The sequence below is a fragment of the Micromonospora chersina genome, from assembly GCF_900091475.1.
GTDB lineage: Bacteria > Actinomycetota > Actinomycetes > Mycobacteriales > Micromonosporaceae > Micromonospora > Micromonospora chersina.
On sequence record NZ_FMIB01000002.1, the window covers coordinates 3,172,017 to 3,189,381 of the forward strand.

The 17,365-nt window shown below is 73.8% G+C and carries 20 protein-coding genes; 8 read left to right on the forward strand and 12 right to left on the reverse strand.

From position 1 onward, the window contains the following. Positions 1–21: 21 nt before the first annotated feature. From GA0070603_RS14455 to GA0070603_RS14470, 4 genes are all read right to left on the reverse strand, one after another. Positions 22–852 carry a PPOX class F420-dependent oxidoreductase gene (locus tag GA0070603_RS14455; RefSeq protein ID WP_091313263.1) on the reverse strand — a complete coding sequence of 277 codons (831 nt, stop codon included), beginning with the start codon at positions 850–852 and terminating at the stop codon, positions 22–24. Between the two features lie 56 nt (positions 853–908). After that, complete coding sequence (locus GA0070603_RS14460; RefSeq protein ID WP_091313266.1) at positions 909–1,280, reverse strand: YciI family protein; 372 nt, start codon at positions 1,278–1,280, stop codon at positions 909–911. Between the two features lies 1 nt (position 1,281). Next, entirely contained in the window at positions 1,282–1,932 is a 651-nt protein-coding gene (locus tag GA0070603_RS14465) for a DUF998 domain-containing protein (RefSeq protein WP_091313269.1), read from the reverse strand. Between the two features lie 76 nt (positions 1,933–2,008). Further along, a complete protein-coding gene (locus tag GA0070603_RS14470; protein WP_091313273.1) occupies positions 2,009–3,256 on the reverse strand; it encodes an RNA polymerase sigma factor in 1,248 nt (415 codons plus the stop codon). A gap of 64 nt (positions 3,257–3,320) precedes the next feature. Here GA0070603_RS14470 and GA0070603_RS14475 point away from each other — a divergent pair, with 64 nt between their 5' ends. The 4 genes from GA0070603_RS14475 to GA0070603_RS14490 all read left to right on the forward strand — a co-directional run bounded on the left by GA0070603_RS14475 (position 3,321) and on the right by GA0070603_RS14490 (position 5,929). Beyond that, positions 3,321–3,725 (forward strand): hypothetical protein, encoded by a 405-nt coding sequence (locus GA0070603_RS14475; RefSeq protein ID WP_091313276.1) that lies wholly within the window; start codon positions 3,321–3,323, stop codon positions 3,723–3,725. A gap of 45 nt (positions 3,726–3,770) precedes the next feature. Then, positions 3,771–4,139: a VOC family protein gene (locus GA0070603_RS14480; RefSeq protein ID WP_091313279.1), complete on the forward strand. Its 369-nt coding sequence runs from the start codon at positions 3,771–3,773 to the stop codon at positions 4,137–4,139. 156 nt (positions 4,140–4,295) lie between these two features. Next, the gene (locus tag GA0070603_RS14485; protein ID WP_091313282.1) at positions 4,296–5,168 is read left to right on the forward strand and encodes an alpha/beta fold hydrolase; all 873 of its coding nucleotides are present in this window, start codon (positions 4,296–4,298) and stop codon (positions 5,166–5,168) included. A 26-nt stretch (positions 5,169–5,194) separates the two neighbouring features. After that, positions 5,195–5,929: a YqjF family protein gene (locus tag GA0070603_RS14490; protein ID WP_091313284.1), complete on the forward strand. Its 735-nt coding sequence runs from the start codon at positions 5,195–5,197 to the stop codon at positions 5,927–5,929. 4 nt (positions 5,930–5,933) lie between these two features. On the opposite strand, the gene yidD is transcribed toward GA0070603_RS14490, so the two are convergent. The 4 genes from yidD to GA0070603_RS14510 form a co-directional block, all read right to left on the reverse strand. Continuing rightward, the gene (gene yidD, locus GA0070603_RS14495) at positions 5,934–6,296 is read right to left on the reverse strand and encodes a membrane protein insertion efficiency factor YidD (RefSeq protein ID WP_244282710.1); all 363 of its coding nucleotides are present in this window, start codon (positions 6,294–6,296) and stop codon (positions 5,934–5,936) included. A 53-nt stretch (positions 6,297–6,349) separates the two neighbouring features. Next, complete coding sequence (locus tag GA0070603_RS14500; RefSeq protein WP_091313290.1) at positions 6,350–6,649, reverse strand: helix-turn-helix domain-containing protein; 300 nt, start codon at positions 6,647–6,649, stop codon at positions 6,350–6,352. A gap of 109 nt (positions 6,650–6,758) precedes the next feature. Next, on the reverse strand, positions 6,759–6,983 hold the full coding sequence (locus GA0070603_RS14505; RefSeq protein ID WP_208862883.1) for a type II toxin-antitoxin system RelE/ParE family toxin: 225 nt from the start codon (positions 6,981–6,983) through the stop codon (positions 6,759–6,761). Positions 6,984–7,093: 110 nt separating this feature from the next. Then, on the reverse strand, positions 7,094–7,462 hold the full coding sequence (locus GA0070603_RS14510) for a hypothetical protein (RefSeq protein ID WP_091313292.1): 369 nt from the start codon (positions 7,460–7,462) through the stop codon (positions 7,094–7,096). A 99-nt stretch (positions 7,463–7,561) separates the two neighbouring features. On the opposite strand from GA0070603_RS14510, the gene sigJ reads away from it, so the two are divergent. Then, the gene (gene sigJ / locus GA0070603_RS14515) at positions 7,562–8,461 is read left to right on the forward strand and encodes an RNA polymerase sigma factor SigJ (protein WP_091313295.1); all 900 of its coding nucleotides are present in this window, start codon (positions 7,562–7,564) and stop codon (positions 8,459–8,461) included. Between the two features lie 107 nt (positions 8,462–8,568). Continuing rightward, entirely contained in the window at positions 8,569–9,471 is a 903-nt protein-coding gene (locus GA0070603_RS14520) for an AraC family transcriptional regulator (protein WP_091313299.1), read from the forward strand. On the opposite strand, the gene GA0070603_RS14525 is transcribed toward GA0070603_RS14520, so the two are convergent. Beyond that, positions 9,420–10,589, reverse strand: coding sequence for a phosphotransferase family protein (locus GA0070603_RS14525; RefSeq protein ID WP_091313301.1), 1,170 nt, complete (start codon positions 10,587–10,589; stop codon positions 9,420–9,422). The two genes, GA0070603_RS14520 and GA0070603_RS14525, sit on opposite strands and share 52 nt — an antisense overlap. A gap of 107 nt (positions 10,590–10,696) precedes the next feature. On the opposite strand from GA0070603_RS14525, the gene GA0070603_RS14530 reads away from it, so the two are divergent. Beyond that, positions 10,697–11,287, forward strand: coding sequence for a hypothetical protein (locus tag GA0070603_RS14530; protein ID WP_091313305.1), 591 nt, complete (start codon positions 10,697–10,699; stop codon positions 11,285–11,287). Here GA0070603_RS14530 and GA0070603_RS14535 read toward each other — a convergent pair. The 3 genes from GA0070603_RS14535 to GA0070603_RS14545 form a co-directional block, all read right to left on the reverse strand. Then, entirely contained in the window at positions 11,263–12,432 is a 1,170-nt protein-coding gene (locus tag GA0070603_RS14535) for a hypothetical protein (RefSeq protein WP_091313309.1), read from the reverse strand. The genes GA0070603_RS14530 and GA0070603_RS14535 overlap by 25 nt on opposite strands. Before the next feature lie 167 nt (positions 12,433–12,599). Then, positions 12,600–13,259: a hypothetical protein gene (locus tag GA0070603_RS14540; protein WP_091313312.1), complete on the reverse strand. Its 660-nt coding sequence runs from the start codon at positions 13,257–13,259 to the stop codon at positions 12,600–12,602. Between the two features lie 14 nt (positions 13,260–13,273). Continuing rightward, entirely contained in the window at positions 13,274–15,499 is a 2,226-nt protein-coding gene (locus GA0070603_RS14545; RefSeq protein ID WP_139131878.1) for a hypothetical protein, read from the reverse strand. A gap of 318 nt (positions 15,500–15,817) precedes the next feature. Between GA0070603_RS14545 and GA0070603_RS14550 the strand changes: the two genes are divergently transcribed. Next, positions 15,818–17,359 carry a gluconokinase gene (locus tag GA0070603_RS14550; protein ID WP_091313319.1) on the forward strand — a complete coding sequence of 514 codons (1,542 nt, stop codon included), beginning with the start codon at positions 15,818–15,820 and terminating at the stop codon, positions 17,357–17,359. Positions 17,360–17,365 lie beyond the last annotated feature (6 nt).

The following is a 17,365-nucleotide window of genomic DNA, read 5'->3' on the forward strand; positions in this document are numbered from 1 at the left end:
CGTATATATCTTCGGCGTATGTCAGTGCGCGCTCGCGGTGTCGGCGTCGGCGTCGGCGGCCATCGGTTGGCCGGCGGTGGCCGACGGCACCAGTGCGAAATGGACAGTGCGGCCGGTCCTGGCCCTGCCCAGCCGGTGGGTCAGCGGCACCAGCACCCCGTGTAGCAGCGGATGCTTGCGGACCAGCGCCCGGCTGGCCGCCCGGTACTCCGCCCCGCTCAACCGCCGCGCCACCGCCGCCACGGCCTCCCCGGTCGGCTTGCCGAGGGCCGTCGACGGGGCCAGCGTCACGTGCGGGTTGTTGCGGATCCGCCGGGTCTTCCACGCCTTCTCGAAGCTGCGCACGTACGCCCGCTCCCCCGCCACCGCGACGCTCACCGCCGTCGGCACCCGGGTGCCGTCCCGCTTGAAGGTCGTCAGCACCACGGTCTTCTGGCGCACCAGCGGGGCCCACGCGGGGGCCGGGGCGCTGTCGACGTACCCGACGACCCAGCCGAGCTGGCGCAGCCGGGCCGCCAGCGCGGCCAGGGCCAGGAGCGCCGACAGCCCGACCAGCCAGGTCTGGGCCGCGCTGCCGCCCAGGTCGGCGTCGACCACGTGCGACACGGTGTGCGCCGCCGCGCCGACGACGTAACCGGCCAGGGCTACCGCCAGGGCGTCAGCCCAGATGAGCGCCAGCAGCAAGGTGGCGCCGATGCCGAGCTGGAACGCCCCGACGTCGTGCACGAAGTGCTCGTGCGGCGGGAACCCCACCGCCGAGCTGAACGAGTCCGCCCGGGCCAGCGCCCACACCCCGACGACCAGCGAGGCCACGCCGAGCAGCGCGACCGTCCCACGTACGAGTGCTCTCATGCCGGGGGGACGGCACGGCGCCCGGCGGTGTGACCGCCGGGCGCCGGGAGGTGCCGTCAGCCCTCGTGCGGCCCCTCGCTCACCCGCCGCACGTCGACCTCGACGTCGAGCCCGCTCTCGGTGAAGACGTCGACGAACCGCTTCGCCCACTCGACCGCCTCCTCCTTCGACCGGACCTCGATCAGCCCGAACCCGGCGATCAGCTCCTTGGTCTCGGTGAACGGCCCGTCGGTGACGGTCTTCTTCCCCTTGGTCGCGGTGATCCGCGCCGACTCGTCGCTGCTCTTGCAGAGCCCCTCGGCGGCCAGCAGGATCCCCGCCCTGGAGACCTCCTCCATGTAGGCGCCCATCCGCTTCAGGAACTCCGGCGACGGCTCGAAGTTGCCGGGAACCGCCTCGTCCAGCTTGTGCATCAGCATGTAACGCATCTCAGTGCTTCCTCTCGGTGATCGTGTGCAGGGAAACCGCGGTGAGCCAGCCGAAGACCAGGGCCGAGCCGAGCACCATCCGGACGCTGATGCTGTCCTGGTCGGGCCAGGCCATGACGGCGACCGTCGCCAGGGCGACGAGGACCGACGCCAGCGCGCCCACCCGGCCGAAGCGGCGGGCGAAGACCAGGCAGGCGACGGTGAGCGAGCCGAAGGAGAGCATCGCGCCGACCCCGTGGCCGTAGGAGTGCCAGCTCATCGTCTCGGGGTTGCCCTCCGGCGCGCCGGCCGGCCAGCCCATGCTCGGGTCGGCGCGGAGCACCCCGGCGACGATCAGCCCCACGCCGAGCACCGCCACCAGCGCCGGCCCCCACGTGGCGGCCGGTCCGCCGCGCAGCGCCCGCCGGAAGCCGGCCGCCCCGGCGAGGGCCAGCAGCCCGGAGACGACGAAGTTGGCGATCTGGATCCAGCCGTGCTCGCCGAGGGCGAGCAGGCTGAGCGGCTGCCGGCTCAGGTCGAAGCCGTCCCGGGTGAACGCCTGGGCGAGGCCCAGCCCGAGGAACAGCGGCCCGGCGGCGGCGCCGGCCGTGAGCAGGGTGGCGGTCGAGACACCCCGTGTGGTCCCGGCCTGGGTGAGCGTCGTACCTGTCATCTCGATCTCCTCGTCATCGGTTCTCGCTGACGCGTCGATCGGGGTGGCCCGGATCCGACATGGGTCTTCAAGATTTTTACGGGCCGCAGGCAGCGGCCCGGTCGAGCAGCAGGGCCCGCTCGCGGGCGTTGCCGGTGAGCGACGCCGCCCGCTCGAACTCGGCCCGCGCCTCCGCGTGCCGGCCCAGCTTGACGAGCAGGTCGCCCACGACGCTGGGCAGCAGGTGGTAGCCGGCCAGCGCCGGCTCGGACTCCAACTCCCGGACGAGTTCGAGGCCGGCGGCGGGCCCGTCGGCCTGGGCGACGGCGACGGCCCGGTTCAGCTCCACCACGGGCGAGGGCACGAGCCGGGCCAGCTCCGCGTAGAGGGCCGCGATCCGCGCCCAGTCGGTCTCATCCGGGGTACGCGCCCGCGCGTGACAGGCCGCGATCTCGGCCTGGAGGGTGTACGGGCCGGGGTGGTCGGTGCGGGCCCGGTCGAGGGCGGCGAGGCCGCGCCGGATGAGCAACTGGTCCCAGCGGCTGCGGTCCTGGTCGTTGAGGAGGATCGGCGTGCCGTCGGGGGCGGTGCGGGCGCGGGTGCGCGACGCCTGGATCTCCAGCAGCGCGGCCAGCCCGTGCGCCTCGGGCTCGTCGGGCATGAGCCCCTGCAGCAGCCGCGCCAGGCGCAGCGCCTCCTGGCAGAGGGCAGGGCGCATCCAGTCGTCGCCCGCGGTGGCCGAGTAGCCCTCGTTGAAGATCAGGTAGACGACCTCCAGGACCGAGTCGAGGCGTTCGGCGGCCTCGGCCGGGCCGGGCACCTCGAAGGGGATCTTCGCGGCGGCGAGGGTCTGCTTGGCCCGGGTGATCCGCTGCCCGACCGTGGGTTCGGTGGTGAGGAAGGCGCGGGCGATCTCACCGGTGGTGAGGCCGCCGAGCAGCCGCAGGGTGAGCGCGGCGCGGGCGATCGGCGACAGGATCGGGTGGCAGGCCACGAAGATCAGCCGCAGCAGGTCGTCCTCGATGTGCTCGTCCAGCGCGGCGTCGACCTCGGGGGTGACCTGCCCGTCGAGGTCCCGGCCGAGCTCGACGAGCGTACGCTGCTGGGTCTGCCTGCGGCGCAACATGTCGATGGCCCGGCGCTTGCCGACGGTCGTCAGCCACGCCCCGGGGTTGGCCGGCACACCGTCGCGCGGCCACTGCTCCAGTGCGGCGACAAGCGCGTCCTGGGCCAGTTCCTCGGCCTGGCCGACGTCGCGGACCAGCGCCGCGATGCCGGCGACCACCCGGCCGGCCTCCATCCGCCACACCGCCTCGACGGTGCGCCGCGCGTCGGACTCCCCCATGGGCCCATCCCAGCAGCCCGATACGACGTTCGCCAGCACTTGTGCGGGCCGGCACGATGGCGGGATGGACGAGGACGAGTGGTACCGCCGGCACGGCCTGCGCCCGGCGGATCTCGAACCGGTGCGCGCCCTGCTCCGCGAGCAGACCGCGCTGGGCGTGCACAACGACAGCGCGCTCATCCATCTCGGCTGCGTGCAGCTGTTCCTGCACGGCGACCTGGCCGACGTGCCGCTGATCTGGCGGGCGAAGCACTCCAGCTTCGACGCCGCCTGCTCGGTGGAGTGGCAACTGCTGTGCGGCGCGGGCCGGGAGCGGACCCTCGACCACCTGCGTGCGCTCGGCACGGCGGAGGCCGGGGAGGTGCTGGCGTACCTGTCGATCGTCGATCCGGCGGACGTGGCGGCGTTCAGCGTCGAGGAACAGTCCCGGTGGTACGCGCAGTACTACGAGGCCGAGGAAGTGTCGTAGCCCGCTCGTAGCCTGGCGCGGTCAACGACGATCGCGGGAGGCGTTGTGCTCGACCACTTCTCTGTCATGGTGCGCGACCTGCCGGCCAGCGCCGCCTTCTACGACGCGGTGCTCGCCCCGCTGGGCGGCAGGCGGATCATGGAGCCTGGCCCGATCGGCTACGGCGTCGACAGTCCCGACTTCTGGCTGGTGCCCGCGCCCGCCGAGGCCGGCGGGCCGCTCGAGTCGCACATCGCCTTCACCGCCCCGGACCGGGCGGCCGTGCGGGCGTTCCACGACGCGGCGGTGGCGGCCGGCGCGGAGGTGCTGCACGCGCCGCGCGAGTGGCCGGAATACCACCAGGGCTACTTCGGGGCGTTCGTCCGCGACCCGGACGGCAACAACGTCGAGGCGGTCTGCCACCGGCCGGAGTGAGGCATCCCCGCTTCCCGGCCGGCCTCTGGACCCGGTGCGGCAACACCGGTCCGGCGGCGGCCCGGCGCATCGCGCGCCGGGCCGCCGCACTGCCACCGGTTCCCGGTCGTTGAACCGGGCGGGTCCGCGCGGGGCCCGACGAGGAGGCGGCATCGGGTGTTCGACGGCTTCGCGGAGCTGGACATCGTCACCAGCGACACGACGATCCACGGGCGGCGGGGTGGTGACGGGCCGCCGGTCCTGCTGCTGCACGGCATGCCCGAGACGCACCTCATGTGGCACCGGGTCGCGCCCCGGCTCGCGGAGCGGTTCACCGTGGTCGCCACGGACCTGCGCGGTTTCGGCGGCAGCGGTGCGCCGCCCAGCGCGCCGGACCACGCCCCGTACAGCATGCGGCGGGTGGCCGCCGAGCAGGTGGAGGTCATGCGGCTGCTGGGCTACGACCGGTTCGCGGTCGTGGGGCACGACCGGGGCGGGCGGTGCGCGTACCGGATGGCACTGGACCATCCCGACGCGGTGAGCCGCCTCGCGGTGCTCGACATCGTGCCCACCGGCGACGCCTTCGACCGGGCCGACATGGCCTTCAGCCTCGGGTTCTGGCTCTGGTCGTTCCTGGCCGCGCCGGAGCCGGTGCCGGAGCGGCTGGTCGCCGGGGTGCCGGAGGTCATCGTCGCGCACATGCTGGACGACCTGTCGGAGGTGACGGACGCCTTTCCCGCGGCGGTGCGGGCCGAGTACGTGGCGCAGTTCCGCAGGCCGGAGGGCGTCCACGCGATCTGCGAGCAGTACCGGGCGGCGGCAACGCTGGACTACGAGCACGATCGCGCGGATCGGGGCCGGCGGCGGATCGGCTGCCCGGTGCTGGCGCTGTGGGGGCACGCCGGCCCGGTGGCGACCTGGTACCGGCCGCTTGAGGTGTGGCGGGCCTGGGCGGATCAGGTCGAGGGCGGGCCGGTCGCGGCCGGGCACTTCCTGCCCGAGGAGGCGCCCGACGAGACGCTGCGGCACCTGCTGGCGTTCCTCGAATGACCGCCGCACCGGGGCACGATGGAGCCGTGGACATCGAGCCGGTCGACTGCGCGCCCGTCCGGGCGTTCCCGCGCGCGTGGCTGCGGCAGCGCTGGCAGGACCTCACCTTCCTGCACTGGGCGGTCGCGTCGGAGGTGGTCGCGCCGCTGCTGCCCGCCGGCACCCGCCCCGACACCTTCGACGGGCTCAGCTACGTCGGGCTGATCGGTTTCCGGATGGTCGGGCTGGGTCTCGGGCGAGGACCGGGGGTGCCGTACTTCGGCACGTTCTGGGAGACCAACGTGCGGCTCTACTCGGTCGACGGCACCGGGCGGCGGGCCGTGGTGTTCCGCTCGTTGGACGCCTCCCGGCTGGTGCCGGTGCTTGTGGCGCAGCTGAGCCTGCGGCTGCCGTACAAGTGGTCGGCGATGCGGCTGGACCGGGACGGTGACCGCCTCACCTACCGCTGCCGGCGGCGCTGGCCCGGCCCGGCCGGGGCGTCGAGCCGGATGGCGGTCCGGGTCGGGGAACTGATCGTCGATCCGACCCCGCTGGAGCATTTCCTGACCGCCCGCTGGGGTCTGCACACCCGGGCGTACGGGCGCACCCTGCACCTGCCGAACTGGCATCCACAGTGGCCGCTGCACCGGGCCGAGCTCCTGCACCTCGACGACGAGCTGGTCACCGCCGCCGGGTTGCCGCCGCCGGCCGGGCCGCCGGTGAGCGTGCTCCACTCCCCCGGCATCCCGGTCGTGTTCGGCGGGCCGACGGTGGTGGGCTGAGGCGTCAGCGCAGCGGGTCGTGGGTGCCGCGCGGGACGTCCGGCCGGCAGCGGCGGACCCGGTCGGCGGCCAGGCGCCCGCCCACCGCGAGGCCGTACTTCTCCACCGCTGCCAGGCCGTACGTGCTGCAGGTGGGGGTGTAGCGGCACTGGGCGGGCCAGCGGTGCGACAGCCAGCGGCGGTAGCCGAGGATGGCGGCGCGGCCGGCGCGGTCCACGGCGGGGCCGCGCACCACGCCGGCGGCCACCGAGCCGACGGTCAGCAGCAGGGAGAAGAGGCCGAGGTCGCAGCAGGCCGGGCCGTCACAGTCGGGAAGATCGCAGTTGCACCAGTCCCGGTCCTTCTTCTTGTGGCGCCGCCTCCGCATGATCACGACGCCATGATGCGACACCCGCGCCAACGGCCGGGACGTACCCGATGTCAGGCGGCGTCGGCGACCGGCGAGAACCGGACGTCGAGTCGCATGTCCAACGCCCGGGCGAGTCGTTCGAGGACGACGAGCGTGGGTACGGTGCCACCGGCCTCGAAGCGGGCCACGGCCGACTGGGTCATGCCGGCCGCACGCGCGAGCTGCGTCTGGCTCCAGCCGATGCGTTCCCGCAGGTCCCGGACCGTTTGACCGAGCTCGAACGCCAACCGCGCGGCCGCGTACGCCTCGTCCGCCCCCGGCTCGGCCATCCGCCGCTGGCGCAGGTCGTTCCAGTCCACCCGATCCGTCATCACTCTGCCCCCTCGACCACGGCGTGCCGCTCCGCCACGCACCGCTCCAGAGCCCGGCGCGCCCGCTCGATCTCCCGGTCTTCCCGCATCCGCGTCTTGCGGAAAACCGTCAGCAGGATGATCTCCGCTCGGAGGCTATCCAGTACGTGATTCTGATTGCCGCGCGCTCCAGGTAGAAGCGCAGTTCCCGGAGCTTGCCGTCGAGTTGCCGCGTGTGCGGCTCACTCAGCAGCGGGCCCCGGTCGGCGAGAAGATCGATGTAGAAGGCGGCTCTCGCGAACTCTGCAGTCGGCAGCTCCTCCAACCAGCTACGGATTTCTGGTTCGAGCTCCACGCTACCCAGGCCATAGCACCGATGCTATAACATCGGCCTGCTCTGGCTGGACCAGTGACGTCGCGTGTCGCGCTGGGATGATGCGGCGCCTGCGCCAGCGACCAGGGGCCTCAGCGCCGGTCCAGCGCCAGCACGCTCAGGCCGAACATCAGGACACCCAGCGGCAGGTGGACCGACGGGACGTGCGCGATGCCCAGGACGACCTGGACCGAGGCGAGCACGAGGAACCCGGACGCGTGCCAGACCGGCCGGGGCGAGCCGCCGCCCGGCTTCCACGCCAGCACGGCCGCGAGCACGTAGAGCATCGACGCCCCGTACATGACACGGGCTCCGACGCTGTGCAGCGTCTCCCCGTAGGAGGAGGTCAGCAGCAGTCCGGCGGAGATCGCCTGACCGAAGATGGTCAGGGTCTGGAGGGCGATCGCGATGCGCAGGAACGTGGAGCTGCGGGGTGCTGTCGCCGTCACCTGAGTGGCCATGTCACTCCCCTTGTCCGCCCTCGGGCGGTAGGTCGATAAGGTCTCACCGACCCGACGACGCGGGCCTGCGAAAGGTAAGGCGAGGGGGCGGCCGGAAGCGTGGGGACTGTCGCGACCAGCGCGGATGGGATCGCCGGCGAGCGACGCCAACTGATCAACGTCGCCTACCGGTTGCTCGGTTCGGTCAGCGAGGCCGAGGACGCCGTACAGGATGCCTACGCCCGCTGGTACGCGCTGCCGCGCAGCCGGCGGGAGGAGATCCGGTCCCCTGGCGCGTGGCTGACGACGGTGACCAGCCGCATCTGCCTGGACCTGCTCGGCTCCGCGCGGGCCCGCCGGGAACGCTACGTCGGCGCGTGGCTGCCCGAGCCGCTGCCCGACCGCACCGAGGGGGACCCCGGGGCCTCCTCCGTCCACGCGGACCCCGCCGACCAGATCGTCCTGGACGAGTCGGTGTCCATGGCGTTCCTCGTCGTCCTGGAGTCGATGACGCCCGCCGAGCGGGTGGCGTTCGTGCTGCACGAGGTCTTCCGGTACCCGTTCGCCGAGATCGCCGGCGTTCTCGAGCGGACCCCCGCGGCCTGCAAGCAGCTGGCGGCCTCGGCCCGGCGGCGGGTGACGGTCGCGCCGGCCCCGGTGCCGGCGGCCGGGCAGGCCGACGTGGTGCGGCACGTCAAGGAGGCATGGGAGAGCAGGGACATCGCCGCCCTCGTCGCCCTCCTCAACCCGGCCGCCGTGATGACCGCCGACGGCGGCGGCATGGCGGGCACCGCCCTGCACCCGGTCGAGGGCGGCGCGCTCATCGCCCGGTACATGGTCGCCATCGCCGAGCGGGCTCCGGGGCTCGAACTCCTGGAGCGGACGGTCAACGGCGTGCCGGGCCTGGTGGCCCGGCGTGCCGGCGTCGTCGAGACCGTGGCCTCGTTCGACATCGCCGACGGGCGCGTCACGCGGATCTGGGTGGTCCGCAACCCGGAGAAGCTGCGGCCGTGGGCCTAGCCAGCGGGCGCCGGGCCGTTTCGACCCGACCGGACCCGGTCCGGCGGGGTCGGGTCGAGCGGAACCTGGATGCCTAGCGTCGAGGGCGTCAACGGAAGGAGCACCGGGTGCTGGAGCGGCTCAACCAGGCCATGGACCATCTCGAACGCCACCTCGACCAACCGCTCGACGTGGCCGGGCTGGCCCGGATCGCCTGCACGTCGGAGCACCACTTCCGGCGGCTCTTCTCGGCCCTGGCCGGGATGCCGCTGTCGGAGTACGTGCGCCGGCGCCGGCTCACCGTGGCCGGCGCCGAGGTGCTGACCGGCGAGGCGTCGCTGCTCGACGTGGCGGTCCGCTGGGGGTACGGCTCGAACGAGGCGTTCGCCCGGGCGTTCCGCGCGGTGCACGGGGTCGGCCCGGCCGAGGCCCGGCGCACCGGGGCGGTGCTGCGGTCGCAGCCCCGGATGTCCTTCCGGCTCGTCGTCGAAGGGAGCACCAGCATGGACTACCGGATCGTGACCAAGAACGCCTTCCAGCTCGCCGGGGTGAAGGCCCGGGTGCCGCTCGTCCACGAGGGGATGAACCCGCACATCGTGGCGTTCATCAAGGGCCTGGACCCGGAGACGGTACGCCGGATCGAGGCGCTGTCCGACCAGGAGCCGGGCGGCATCGTGAACGTCAGCGACGACCTGGCCGGCTCCCGGGCCGAGGGCACCGAGCTGGACTACTGGCACGGGGTGGTGACCGGCGCGGACGTGCCGGAGGACCTGGACCGCCTGCCCGTGACGGCCGGTTCCTGGGCGGTGTTCACCGTGTCGGGCGAGTTCCCGCAGGCGGTGCAGCACCTGTGGCGGGACGTGTTCACCCAGTGGTTCCCGTCCAACCCGTACGAGAGCCGCCCGGGCCCGGAGATCTCGAAGGTGCGGGTGTCGGCGGACGGGAGGACCGCCGACGCCGAGCTGTGGATCCCGGTGCGTCAGGCCGCGGCGGCGGCCCGTTCCAGGCAGGCCGGCACGTCGCGCACGTGATAGGCGTGCTCGCTGGGCTCGATGCCGGCGAGGAACATCGCGTAGACGGCGGCCATCCGCAGGTGGGCGACGGGGCCGAGCAGCTTCACGGCGCGTTCCGGGTCGCTGCCCGGCACGTCGGCCCGCCAGCGGGCGGCCCAGGCGTCGAGCAGCCGGGCGGCCACGCCAGGGTCGAGGGTCTCGGTGAGGCGCAGGATGTCGAAGGCGGGGTGGCCCACGAACGCGTCACCCCAGTCGATGACCACCCGTCGGGTGCCGTCGCCGCGCACGTTGCCCGGGTGCAGGTCGCCGTGCACGAGGGTGTCGGGCAGGCCGCAGTCGCGGACCTGGTCGAGCCGGTCGTCGAGGCCGGCGAGCAGGTCGGCGGCCACGGCCGTGTCGTGCGGGGCCAGCCGGTCGCGGATCCAGCCGGCCAGCGCCGGCCCGCGCAGATCGGGTACGCCGGCCGCGACCAGCCCGGCCGTGTCGCCGGCGGCGCGGAGTTGCACGGCGTGGTGCTCGGCGGCGACGGCCGCCCGCTCCGCCTCGTCGGCGCCGTAGCGGTCCTCGCCGGGCACGTGGTCCAGCAGCATCCGGCCGGTGTCGTCGGCGGCGAGCAGGGTGGGGGCGGTCGCGGGCGCGGTGGCGCCGAGCCAGCGCAGCACGGCCGCCTCGTGGCGGAAGAACGGGGGCACCTGCTTGAGCCAGGCGCTGCCGGCCGGACCGTCGAGCCGCCAGATCGCGGACAGGTTCCAGGTGCGGTGCGGCGCCACGGCGGTCACCGGACGGCCGAGGCGGCGCAGCTCACCGGTGGCCCAGGCGACGCTGCGGGCCGGGCCGCCGGGCTCGGCGTACGGGGCGCGCAGCGGGTGCGGTGTCAGGTCGACAGGCGCCGGGGTCAGGGGCACGGCGGGTGGGGCGGTGACCTGGCCCAGGTAGGCGACGTGGCCGCCGGGCGGCTCGGGGCGGTCGCCGGCGAGCAGCCGCAGCACGGCCACGTCGACGCCGTAGCGGCGGCGGGCCTCGTCGACGATCGAGCCGACCTGCTGCCACCACGGCTCGGGCACGTCGTACGGGGGCAGGGCGCCGAGCGGCCGGTCGGCGGCGTCGACCAGGATCAGGGTCACGGTGCGGGACACGTGCCGGACGCTAGCCGCGCGCCCCTGAGGGACGCGAACGGTTAATCCGGGGTGGGTGAGGGTCCCACCCGGATGTCCCCGGCCGGTCCGCCGAGAAGGCTGACGCCATGACCCTCACCGATATCCGGACCCGTCCCGCGTACCCCTGGTTGCGGCCGGTGGCCGTGGCCGCGTCGCTGCTGCTCCTCGGCTACGGCCTGCTCCGCCTGATCGACCGCCTCGACGGGCACAGCGACAAGGGCGCCTGGGCGTGGAACACCGGGCACACCCTGTTCCTGCTGGGCATCCTCGGCTTCGCCGCGCTGATCGTCGGGTTGCACGGCGTGCTGCGTACCCGCTCGACCCGGCTGCGGGCGGTGGACGACGCGGCCGCGCTGGCCGGCCTGGTCGGTGCGGCCGCCTTCGTGTGGGTGATCCTCGGCGACCTGTTCCCGCGCTTCGCCGACGCGGTGGAGACGCCCGGCGCGGTGCTGCTCGGCGGGCCGGCGCTGTTCGAGCTGGGCCTGCTGGTGCTGCTGTACCGGGTCGCCGCGGCGCGGCTGCTGCCGGTGTGGGCGCCGGTGCTGGTGCTTGTCGGGTTCGTGGCGATCGCGGTGAACCTGGACCTGCTGCCGGTGGGCGCGGCCCTGGTCCTCGCCGGCCTGCTCCCGCTGCGCCCGGCGCGGCTGAGCGGTCAGGTCCAGAAGGTCCGCCGGTAGCCCTGGTTGGCGGCGCACGACTCGCGCTGCCCGCCGGTCAGGCTGACCGCGCCGTCGCGGCACTGCACCAGCCAGCCACGCCCGGACCAGAAGCCGGGCGCGCACTCGAACCAGTCGCAGATCCCGGCGGCCGGCTTGCGGATCCGTTGGCCGCCGCAGAAGTCGTACCCGTAGGGGTTGGCCGGGGCGCCGCAGCGGCGTTCGGCGGCCGGCTGCGGCGCGGCGCTCCGGGACGGCGCGGTGGTCGGCGCGGTCCGGGTGCGCTGCGGCGTGGGGCGGGGCTTGACCTGGACGGCGGGCGCGATCGGCGGGGGCGCGGGAGTGGCGGTGGCGGTGGCCGCCGGGGTGGCGGCGGAGGCGACATCCGAGCCGGGGCGCACCGGCGGGTCGGACTCGAAGAGCATCGCCGGCACGATCAGCGCGAGGGCCGCACCGACCGCCACGGTCCGCCGGCCGCCGGGCAGCAGCGCGGAGACCCGGGCCTGCGCGGGGGTGAGCACCGCCGGGCGGGCGGGCCGCACCGCCTCGTGCTCCGCGATCAACTCGTCGAGCTGGGCGACGACCGCGGCGCGCTGCTCGATCGCGTCGGCGAAGGCCAGCGTGAGCTTGAACCGGAAGTCGGCCACCGCGCCGGTGGGCAGCAGGAGACCTGAGGTACGCCGCCGGTCGAGGACCTGGATCAGCGTGACCGGGGCCCCGGGGTCGTGGGACAGGCCGGTCATCCGCCCGTACGTCCAGTCGCGCCGGCCCCGGCCGCCGAGCAGCACGAGCCGCCGGTTGGTGAGCACGGCGAGCCCGGCGTCGACGACCTTCACGCCTTCGGGGCGGCGCGGGCGCACCACCGGCGGTTCCGGGTCGACGGTCAGCTCGGGGGCCGGCAGCACGGCGGTGTGCCGGACCTCGACCAGTTGCGCGGCCGGCAGGGTCCAGAAGACCACCTCACCGGGGGCCAGCTCCACGGGCAGGCCGGCGCCGGCCTCGACCGAGCCGTGGAAGGACCCGGCGAGGGTACGCAGCCGCCGCAGCTCGTCGTCGCGGCGTCGCCACGCCTCGTCGGCCAGACGGAAGGCCCGCTGCCGCCTGTCGTTCTGCCGGTGCGCCCACCGGTAGCGCCATGTGGAACCCGTCGAATCAGTCATCGCCACGCCGACTCCTCCGCCGCGCGAGCCCACCAATCGGGGTGTCATTCATGTCAACGGCGGCGCAGGGGTGGCAAGACACGCGCTAGTCACCAATTTGACCAAACGGGTGATTGCGCGACACGTTAGGCGGAATCGCCTGCGTCGGTTCGCGGTCCGCGCCGGCGGCGCGCTCACTCCTGGGGCGGCGCCCCGGTCGGCGTGGCCCGGGCGGTGATCTCGTCGAACCAGTCCCGCAGGTCCGGCGGCGCGGCCACCGGCAGCCCGGTCGCCCGGGCCTGCTCGGGATGCAGCCGGCGGTGTACCCGACCGGCGAGATTCATGGCCGGCAACAGCAGGTCGACGGGCTCGCCGAAGCCGGTGAGCACCGGCTGGTTCTCGTCGATGTGGTTGCGCCAGTCGGAGTGGAACACCGCCCAGCGCGCCTCCGGGTTGGCGCGCAGCAGGCACTCGGCCAGGTAGTACACGAGCGCGTCGAGCAGGGCGAGGGTGTCGTCCGACCAGAAGTGCGGCGCCTGCACCGCGCGGCGGCCGTACCAGATCGGCAGGGTGGCCCCGCGCGGCACGAAGTACCGCCCGAGGCCCTCCTCGACCCGGTCCAGCGGTTGGTCGGGGGACCGTTCCTCGAACCGGTCCATCGCCCAGGTCCACAGCGGGACGAGGCTGTCCCGGCTGTGGTCGAGACGGTCGGGAGCGGGTCCGCCGGACCGGGCGGCCTCCTCGCGCAGCCAGCGCAGGCGGGGCGCCGCCTCGGCCAGGTAGCGGCGGAGGTACTCCTCGGCCTCCCTGGCCTGCTCGGCCCGTTCCGCGGCGCTCGTCTTCCGGCGTCCCACTCCCGACCTCCCGGTCACACGTCCGGCGCGTGGATGGTGAACTTGATTCCGTTCTGCACGAGGCAGTCGAGCAGGTCCTGCGACGGCCCCAGGCTGTTGTACCGGCCGTGCGGGAAGAAGTGCCAGACGATGTCGACGACCGGCTTCTGGTGGGTCGCCTGGTTCTTCAGGATCCAGGCGTCCTTCTGGCACTGGGTGACCTCGTCACCGTAGTTGGAGGTGCCGGTCTTCACCTCGTGCGCCACGATGCCGTTCGGCGTCTGCTCGGCATAGTCGATCTTGCGCTTCTTGGACCGCGGCGTCGGGTAGCCCACCGTGGGCACCTCGTACTGGCGGGTCCCGGTGGTGTTGCCGAGCAGCACGTTGGCCAGGTACTCCTCGCCCTTGTAGCCGCTGTACTGGAACGGCACCCGCGGGCCGTCGATGTGGTTGGGCGAGTACATGGCCCGGGCGAGACGCCGGATGTCGGTCCGGTCGCCCCGGGCGAGCCGGGTCAGGCCCGCCTTGGAGAACCGCGGCCCGGCCAGCGCCTGGAAACCGGACCCGTCGCCGACCAGCGCAGTCCAGTCGGTGCCCAGGATCAGCGCGAACGCGGTTTCCTTGACGAAATCCGGGATCTTGTCGTAGCGGGCCACGAAGCGGACGACCGCCTCGATGCGGTGCACGTACTTGAGGGCGAACTTGGCGGCCTTGCCGGGGATTGCGACCGCGTCGCCGGCGTACGGGACGAGGCCGAGAATGCTGAGCCCGGCGCCGACCCAGTCGCCGTGGATCAGGGCGGCGACGGTGTCGCGGATGTCCGCCAGGCCGCCGAGCACCCAGCCGACGACCGGGATGAAGCTCAGGCCGCCGGAGCAGAGGTTGCCGGCCAGCCACGCCATCGAGTCCTTTGGCGCGAAGTCGCCGGCGAACATGCCGAGCAGGAAGTCGCTGACGTACGTCCACTTGCTGATCTGCTCGTCCGGCCGGCCCGGGTCGAGGCCCTGGTCCTCGGCGTGGGCCACCTCGTAGTCGTCGCGCAGCCCGTCCCCGTCGGTGTCCGCCTTGACCGGGGAGGTCAGGTGCTCGTCGACCTCGGCGCCGTCGGAGAGCCCGTCGCCGTCGGTGTCCACGTTGGCGACGTCGGTGAGTTCCTCGTCCTCGGCGAGGTCGATCAGGCCGTCGCCGTCGGTGTCGGTGTCGGTGGGCATCGGCGTGATCGGCGCCGGGTCCCCGGCTACCGGCGGCGCGCGCGGCTGGTCGAAGACGAGCGGGTCGCTCCCGCGGGCCACCTCGTCACCGTCGTTCACGCCGTCGCCGTCGGTGTCCGGGTCGGTGGGCGAGGTGCCGATCCGCTGCTCGTCGAGGTTGGTCAGGCCGTCGACGTCGACGTCCTCGTTGCCGTCGGCGGTCGCGTCCTGGTCCGTGTCGTACGCGTTGGGCCGCGTCCACCCCGCCAGCTCGGTGATCTCGTACCGGTCGGTCAGGCCGTCGCCGTCGGAGTCGACCAGCAGCGGGCTGGAGCCGAAGCGCAACTCGACGACGTCGATGACGCCGTCCCGGTCGTGGTCGCCGTCGTAGGTGATGCCGAGCCGGGTGAGCACGGCGAAGCCGTTGCGCCAGGCGTCGGCGGCCTGGATCGTCGCCGGCTCCGGGTTGGCCTTCGCCAGCATCTCGTCGGCCTTGGCCAGGTTGACTCGGGCGGCCGCCAGGTCGGCGAACGCTTCGGCGAGGCCCTCCGGCGCGGGCGCCGGAGGCGGGCTGGCCCGGAACGGGCCGATCGTGGCCTCGGCGTCCTGGATCGCCGCGTCGGCGAGCAGCCGCACGCCGGACAGCGTCTCCACCAGGGCGGCCACGTGCGCCTGCTCGGCCTCGCCGTTGGGTGGGCTGGCGCCGGTGAGCCGGCTCTTGAGGAACGACTCCAGGTGTTCCAGGTTGTCGAACGCCGCCTCGCCGTCGCCGGCGCTCTTGAGCCGGGCGCCGTCGAAGTACCGGCTGTCGACGTCGGCGAGCACCGGGCCGATCCGGCTGTCGCCCAGGCCGTCCCCCACGTACGGGCGCAGGGCCTGGGTGGCCTCGCTGACGTACACCTTGGCGTCGCGGGTGTACTTCGCGGTGGGGATCTTCGCGACCTCCACCTGCCACAGCGGCGTCTCCCCCGCCGACGCCTCCGTGGCGAAGAGCATTCCTTGTGCGGCCACCGTCGCGGCGACCACGACGGCGAGTCTTCGCCGCAGTCCCTTGCGCTGTCTCACAGGCACCCCGTCCATCGATAGATGCGCAACTGGCAATGCCTGGCGAGCGTATTGGCGCGGGACGACCGCGCGTGGCCCCGCGGCGTCCGTTCCACTCCTTAACGGCGGGACCGTCGGCTTGGATCGAATTCCCGCAATAAGAAAACGCTGTTTCCTGTAACGCCAGAGACCTCGACGACGCTATTGGCATTCTCGCCCCGGAGATAGACGATCACCGTCGTCCGGCCTCGCGGCTTTCGCCGTGCGGCGGCCTGGGTGGCTCGGTAACGTCAGCGGCAGGGCGGGACGCGCCGCGACCCCCGCCGGACGCGAGGAGGTGCACCGGTGGGTGACCCGGCCGTCGTGGTGGGGGTGGACCTCGGCACCACCAGCACCAAGGCGGTCGCGTACGACACCGGCGGCCGGCAGCTCGCCACGCACTCGATCGGCTATCCGCTGGAGGAGCCGCACCCCGGCTACGCCGAGCAGGACCCGGCACTGATCTTCGACGCGGTGGTGGGCTCGATCCGTGCGGTGATCGCGGAGCTGGGCCGGCCGGTCGCCGGCCTGTCGTTCAGCACCGCGATGCACAGCCTCATCGGGCTCGACGCCGGCGGCGCCCCGCTCACCCCCTCGGTCACCTGGGCCGACTCCCGGGCCGCCGCCCAGGCCGAGCGGCTGCGCGCCGTCCCCGCCGGGCTGGCCCTGCACCGGCGCACCGGCACGCCCGTGCACCCGATGGCGCCGCTGCCCAAGCTGGTCTGGTTCGCCGAGCAGCAGCCGAAGCTGCACGAGCGTGTCGCGCACTGGGTCGGCATCAAGGAGTACGTGCTGCTGCGGCTGGCCGAGGCGCTGGTCATCGACCACTCGGTCGCCTCCGCCACCGGCCTCATGAACATCCACCGGCTCGCCTGGGACCCCGAGGCGCTCGGCATCGCGGGGATCACCGAGCAGCAGCTTCCGCAGCTCGTCCCCACCACCCACGTGCTGCCCGGGCTCACCGCCGAGGCGGCGCGGGCCACCGGCCTGCCCGCCGGCACCCCGCTGGTCGTGGGCGCCGGCGACGGGCCGCTGGCGAACCTGGGGCTCGGCGCGGTGCATCCCGGCGAGGTGGCCTGCTCCATCGGCACCAGCGGGGCCATGCGGGTGATGGTGGAACGCCCCGGCGTCGACCCGCTCGGCGGCGTCTTCTGCTACGCGCTGACCGAGCACCGCTGGGTGGTCGGCGGGGCGATCAACAACGGCGGGATCGTCCTCCAGTGGGCCAACGAGGCGCTCGCCCCCGAGCTGGGCGAGCACGCCGAGGAGGAGCTGCTCGACCTGGCCGCCCGGGCGCCGGTCGGCTCCGGCGGGCTGATCATGTTGCCGTACCTGCTCAGCGAGCGGGCGCCGCACTGGAGCGCGCTGCCCCGCGGCGCGTACGTGGGGCTGACCCACGGGCACGGCCGGGCCCACCTGGTCCGGGCCGCGCTGGAGGGGGTCTGCCAGCAGCTCGCCCTCGTCCTCGCCTCGGTGCGGGCCGCCGGCAACGAGGTACGCGAGATCCGCGCCAGCGGCGGCTTCGCCCGCAGCCCGCTGTGGCGGCAGATCCTCGCCGACGCGCTCGGCATGCCGGTGCGTTTCCCGGCCGGGCACGAGGGCTCCAGCTTCGGGGCCGCGCTGCTCGGCATGCAGGCGCTCGGCCTGATCGAGTCGATCGAGGTCGCCGCCGACCTGGTCCGCATCGAGGAGACGGTCCGCCCGGACCCCGCCTCCGCCGCCACGTACGCGGCCCTGCTGCCGCTCTTCTCCGAGCTGTACGACGCGCTCGTCCCGACGTTCGCGTCCCTGCGGCGGCTGGCGCCGAGCCTGCCGCCGGAACCACCACCCACCGCTCCTCCCCAGTGATCGCCC

Bases quoted from the DNA above. Each gene is read 5' to 3' on its own strand.
- GA0070603_RS14455 (WP_091313263.1), bottom strand. From the start codon at position 852: ATGAGAGCACTCGTACGTGGGACGGTCGCGCTGCTCGGCGTGGCCTCG.
- GA0070603_RS14460 (WP_091313266.1), bottom strand. From the start codon at position 1,280: ATGCGTTACATGCTGATGCACAAGCTGGACGAGGCGGTTCCCGGCAAC.
- GA0070603_RS14465 (WP_091313269.1), bottom strand. From the start codon at position 1,932: ATGACAGGTACGACGCTCACCCAGGCCGGGACCACACGGGGTGTCTCG.
- GA0070603_RS14470 (WP_091313273.1), bottom strand. From the start codon at position 3,256: ATGGGGGAGTCCGACGCGCGGCGCACCGTCGAGGCGGTGTGGCGGATG.
- GA0070603_RS14475 (WP_091313276.1), top strand. From the start codon at position 3,321: ATGGACGAGGACGAGTGGTACCGCCGGCACGGCCTGCGCCCGGCGGAT.
- yidD (WP_244282710.1), bottom strand. From the start codon at position 6,296: ATGCGGAGGCGGCGCCACAAGAAGAAGGACCGGGACTGGTGCAACTGC.
- GA0070603_RS14500 (WP_091313290.1), bottom strand. From the start codon at position 6,649: ATGACGGATCGGGTGGACTGGAACGACCTGCGCCAGCGGCGGATGGCC.
- GA0070603_RS14510 (WP_091313292.1), bottom strand. From the start codon at position 7,462: ATGGCCACTCAGGTGACGGCGACAGCACCCCGCAGCTCCACGTTCCTG.
- GA0070603_RS14530 (WP_091313305.1), top strand. From the start codon at position 10,697: ATGACCCTCACCGATATCCGGACCCGTCCCGCGTACCCCTGGTTGCGG.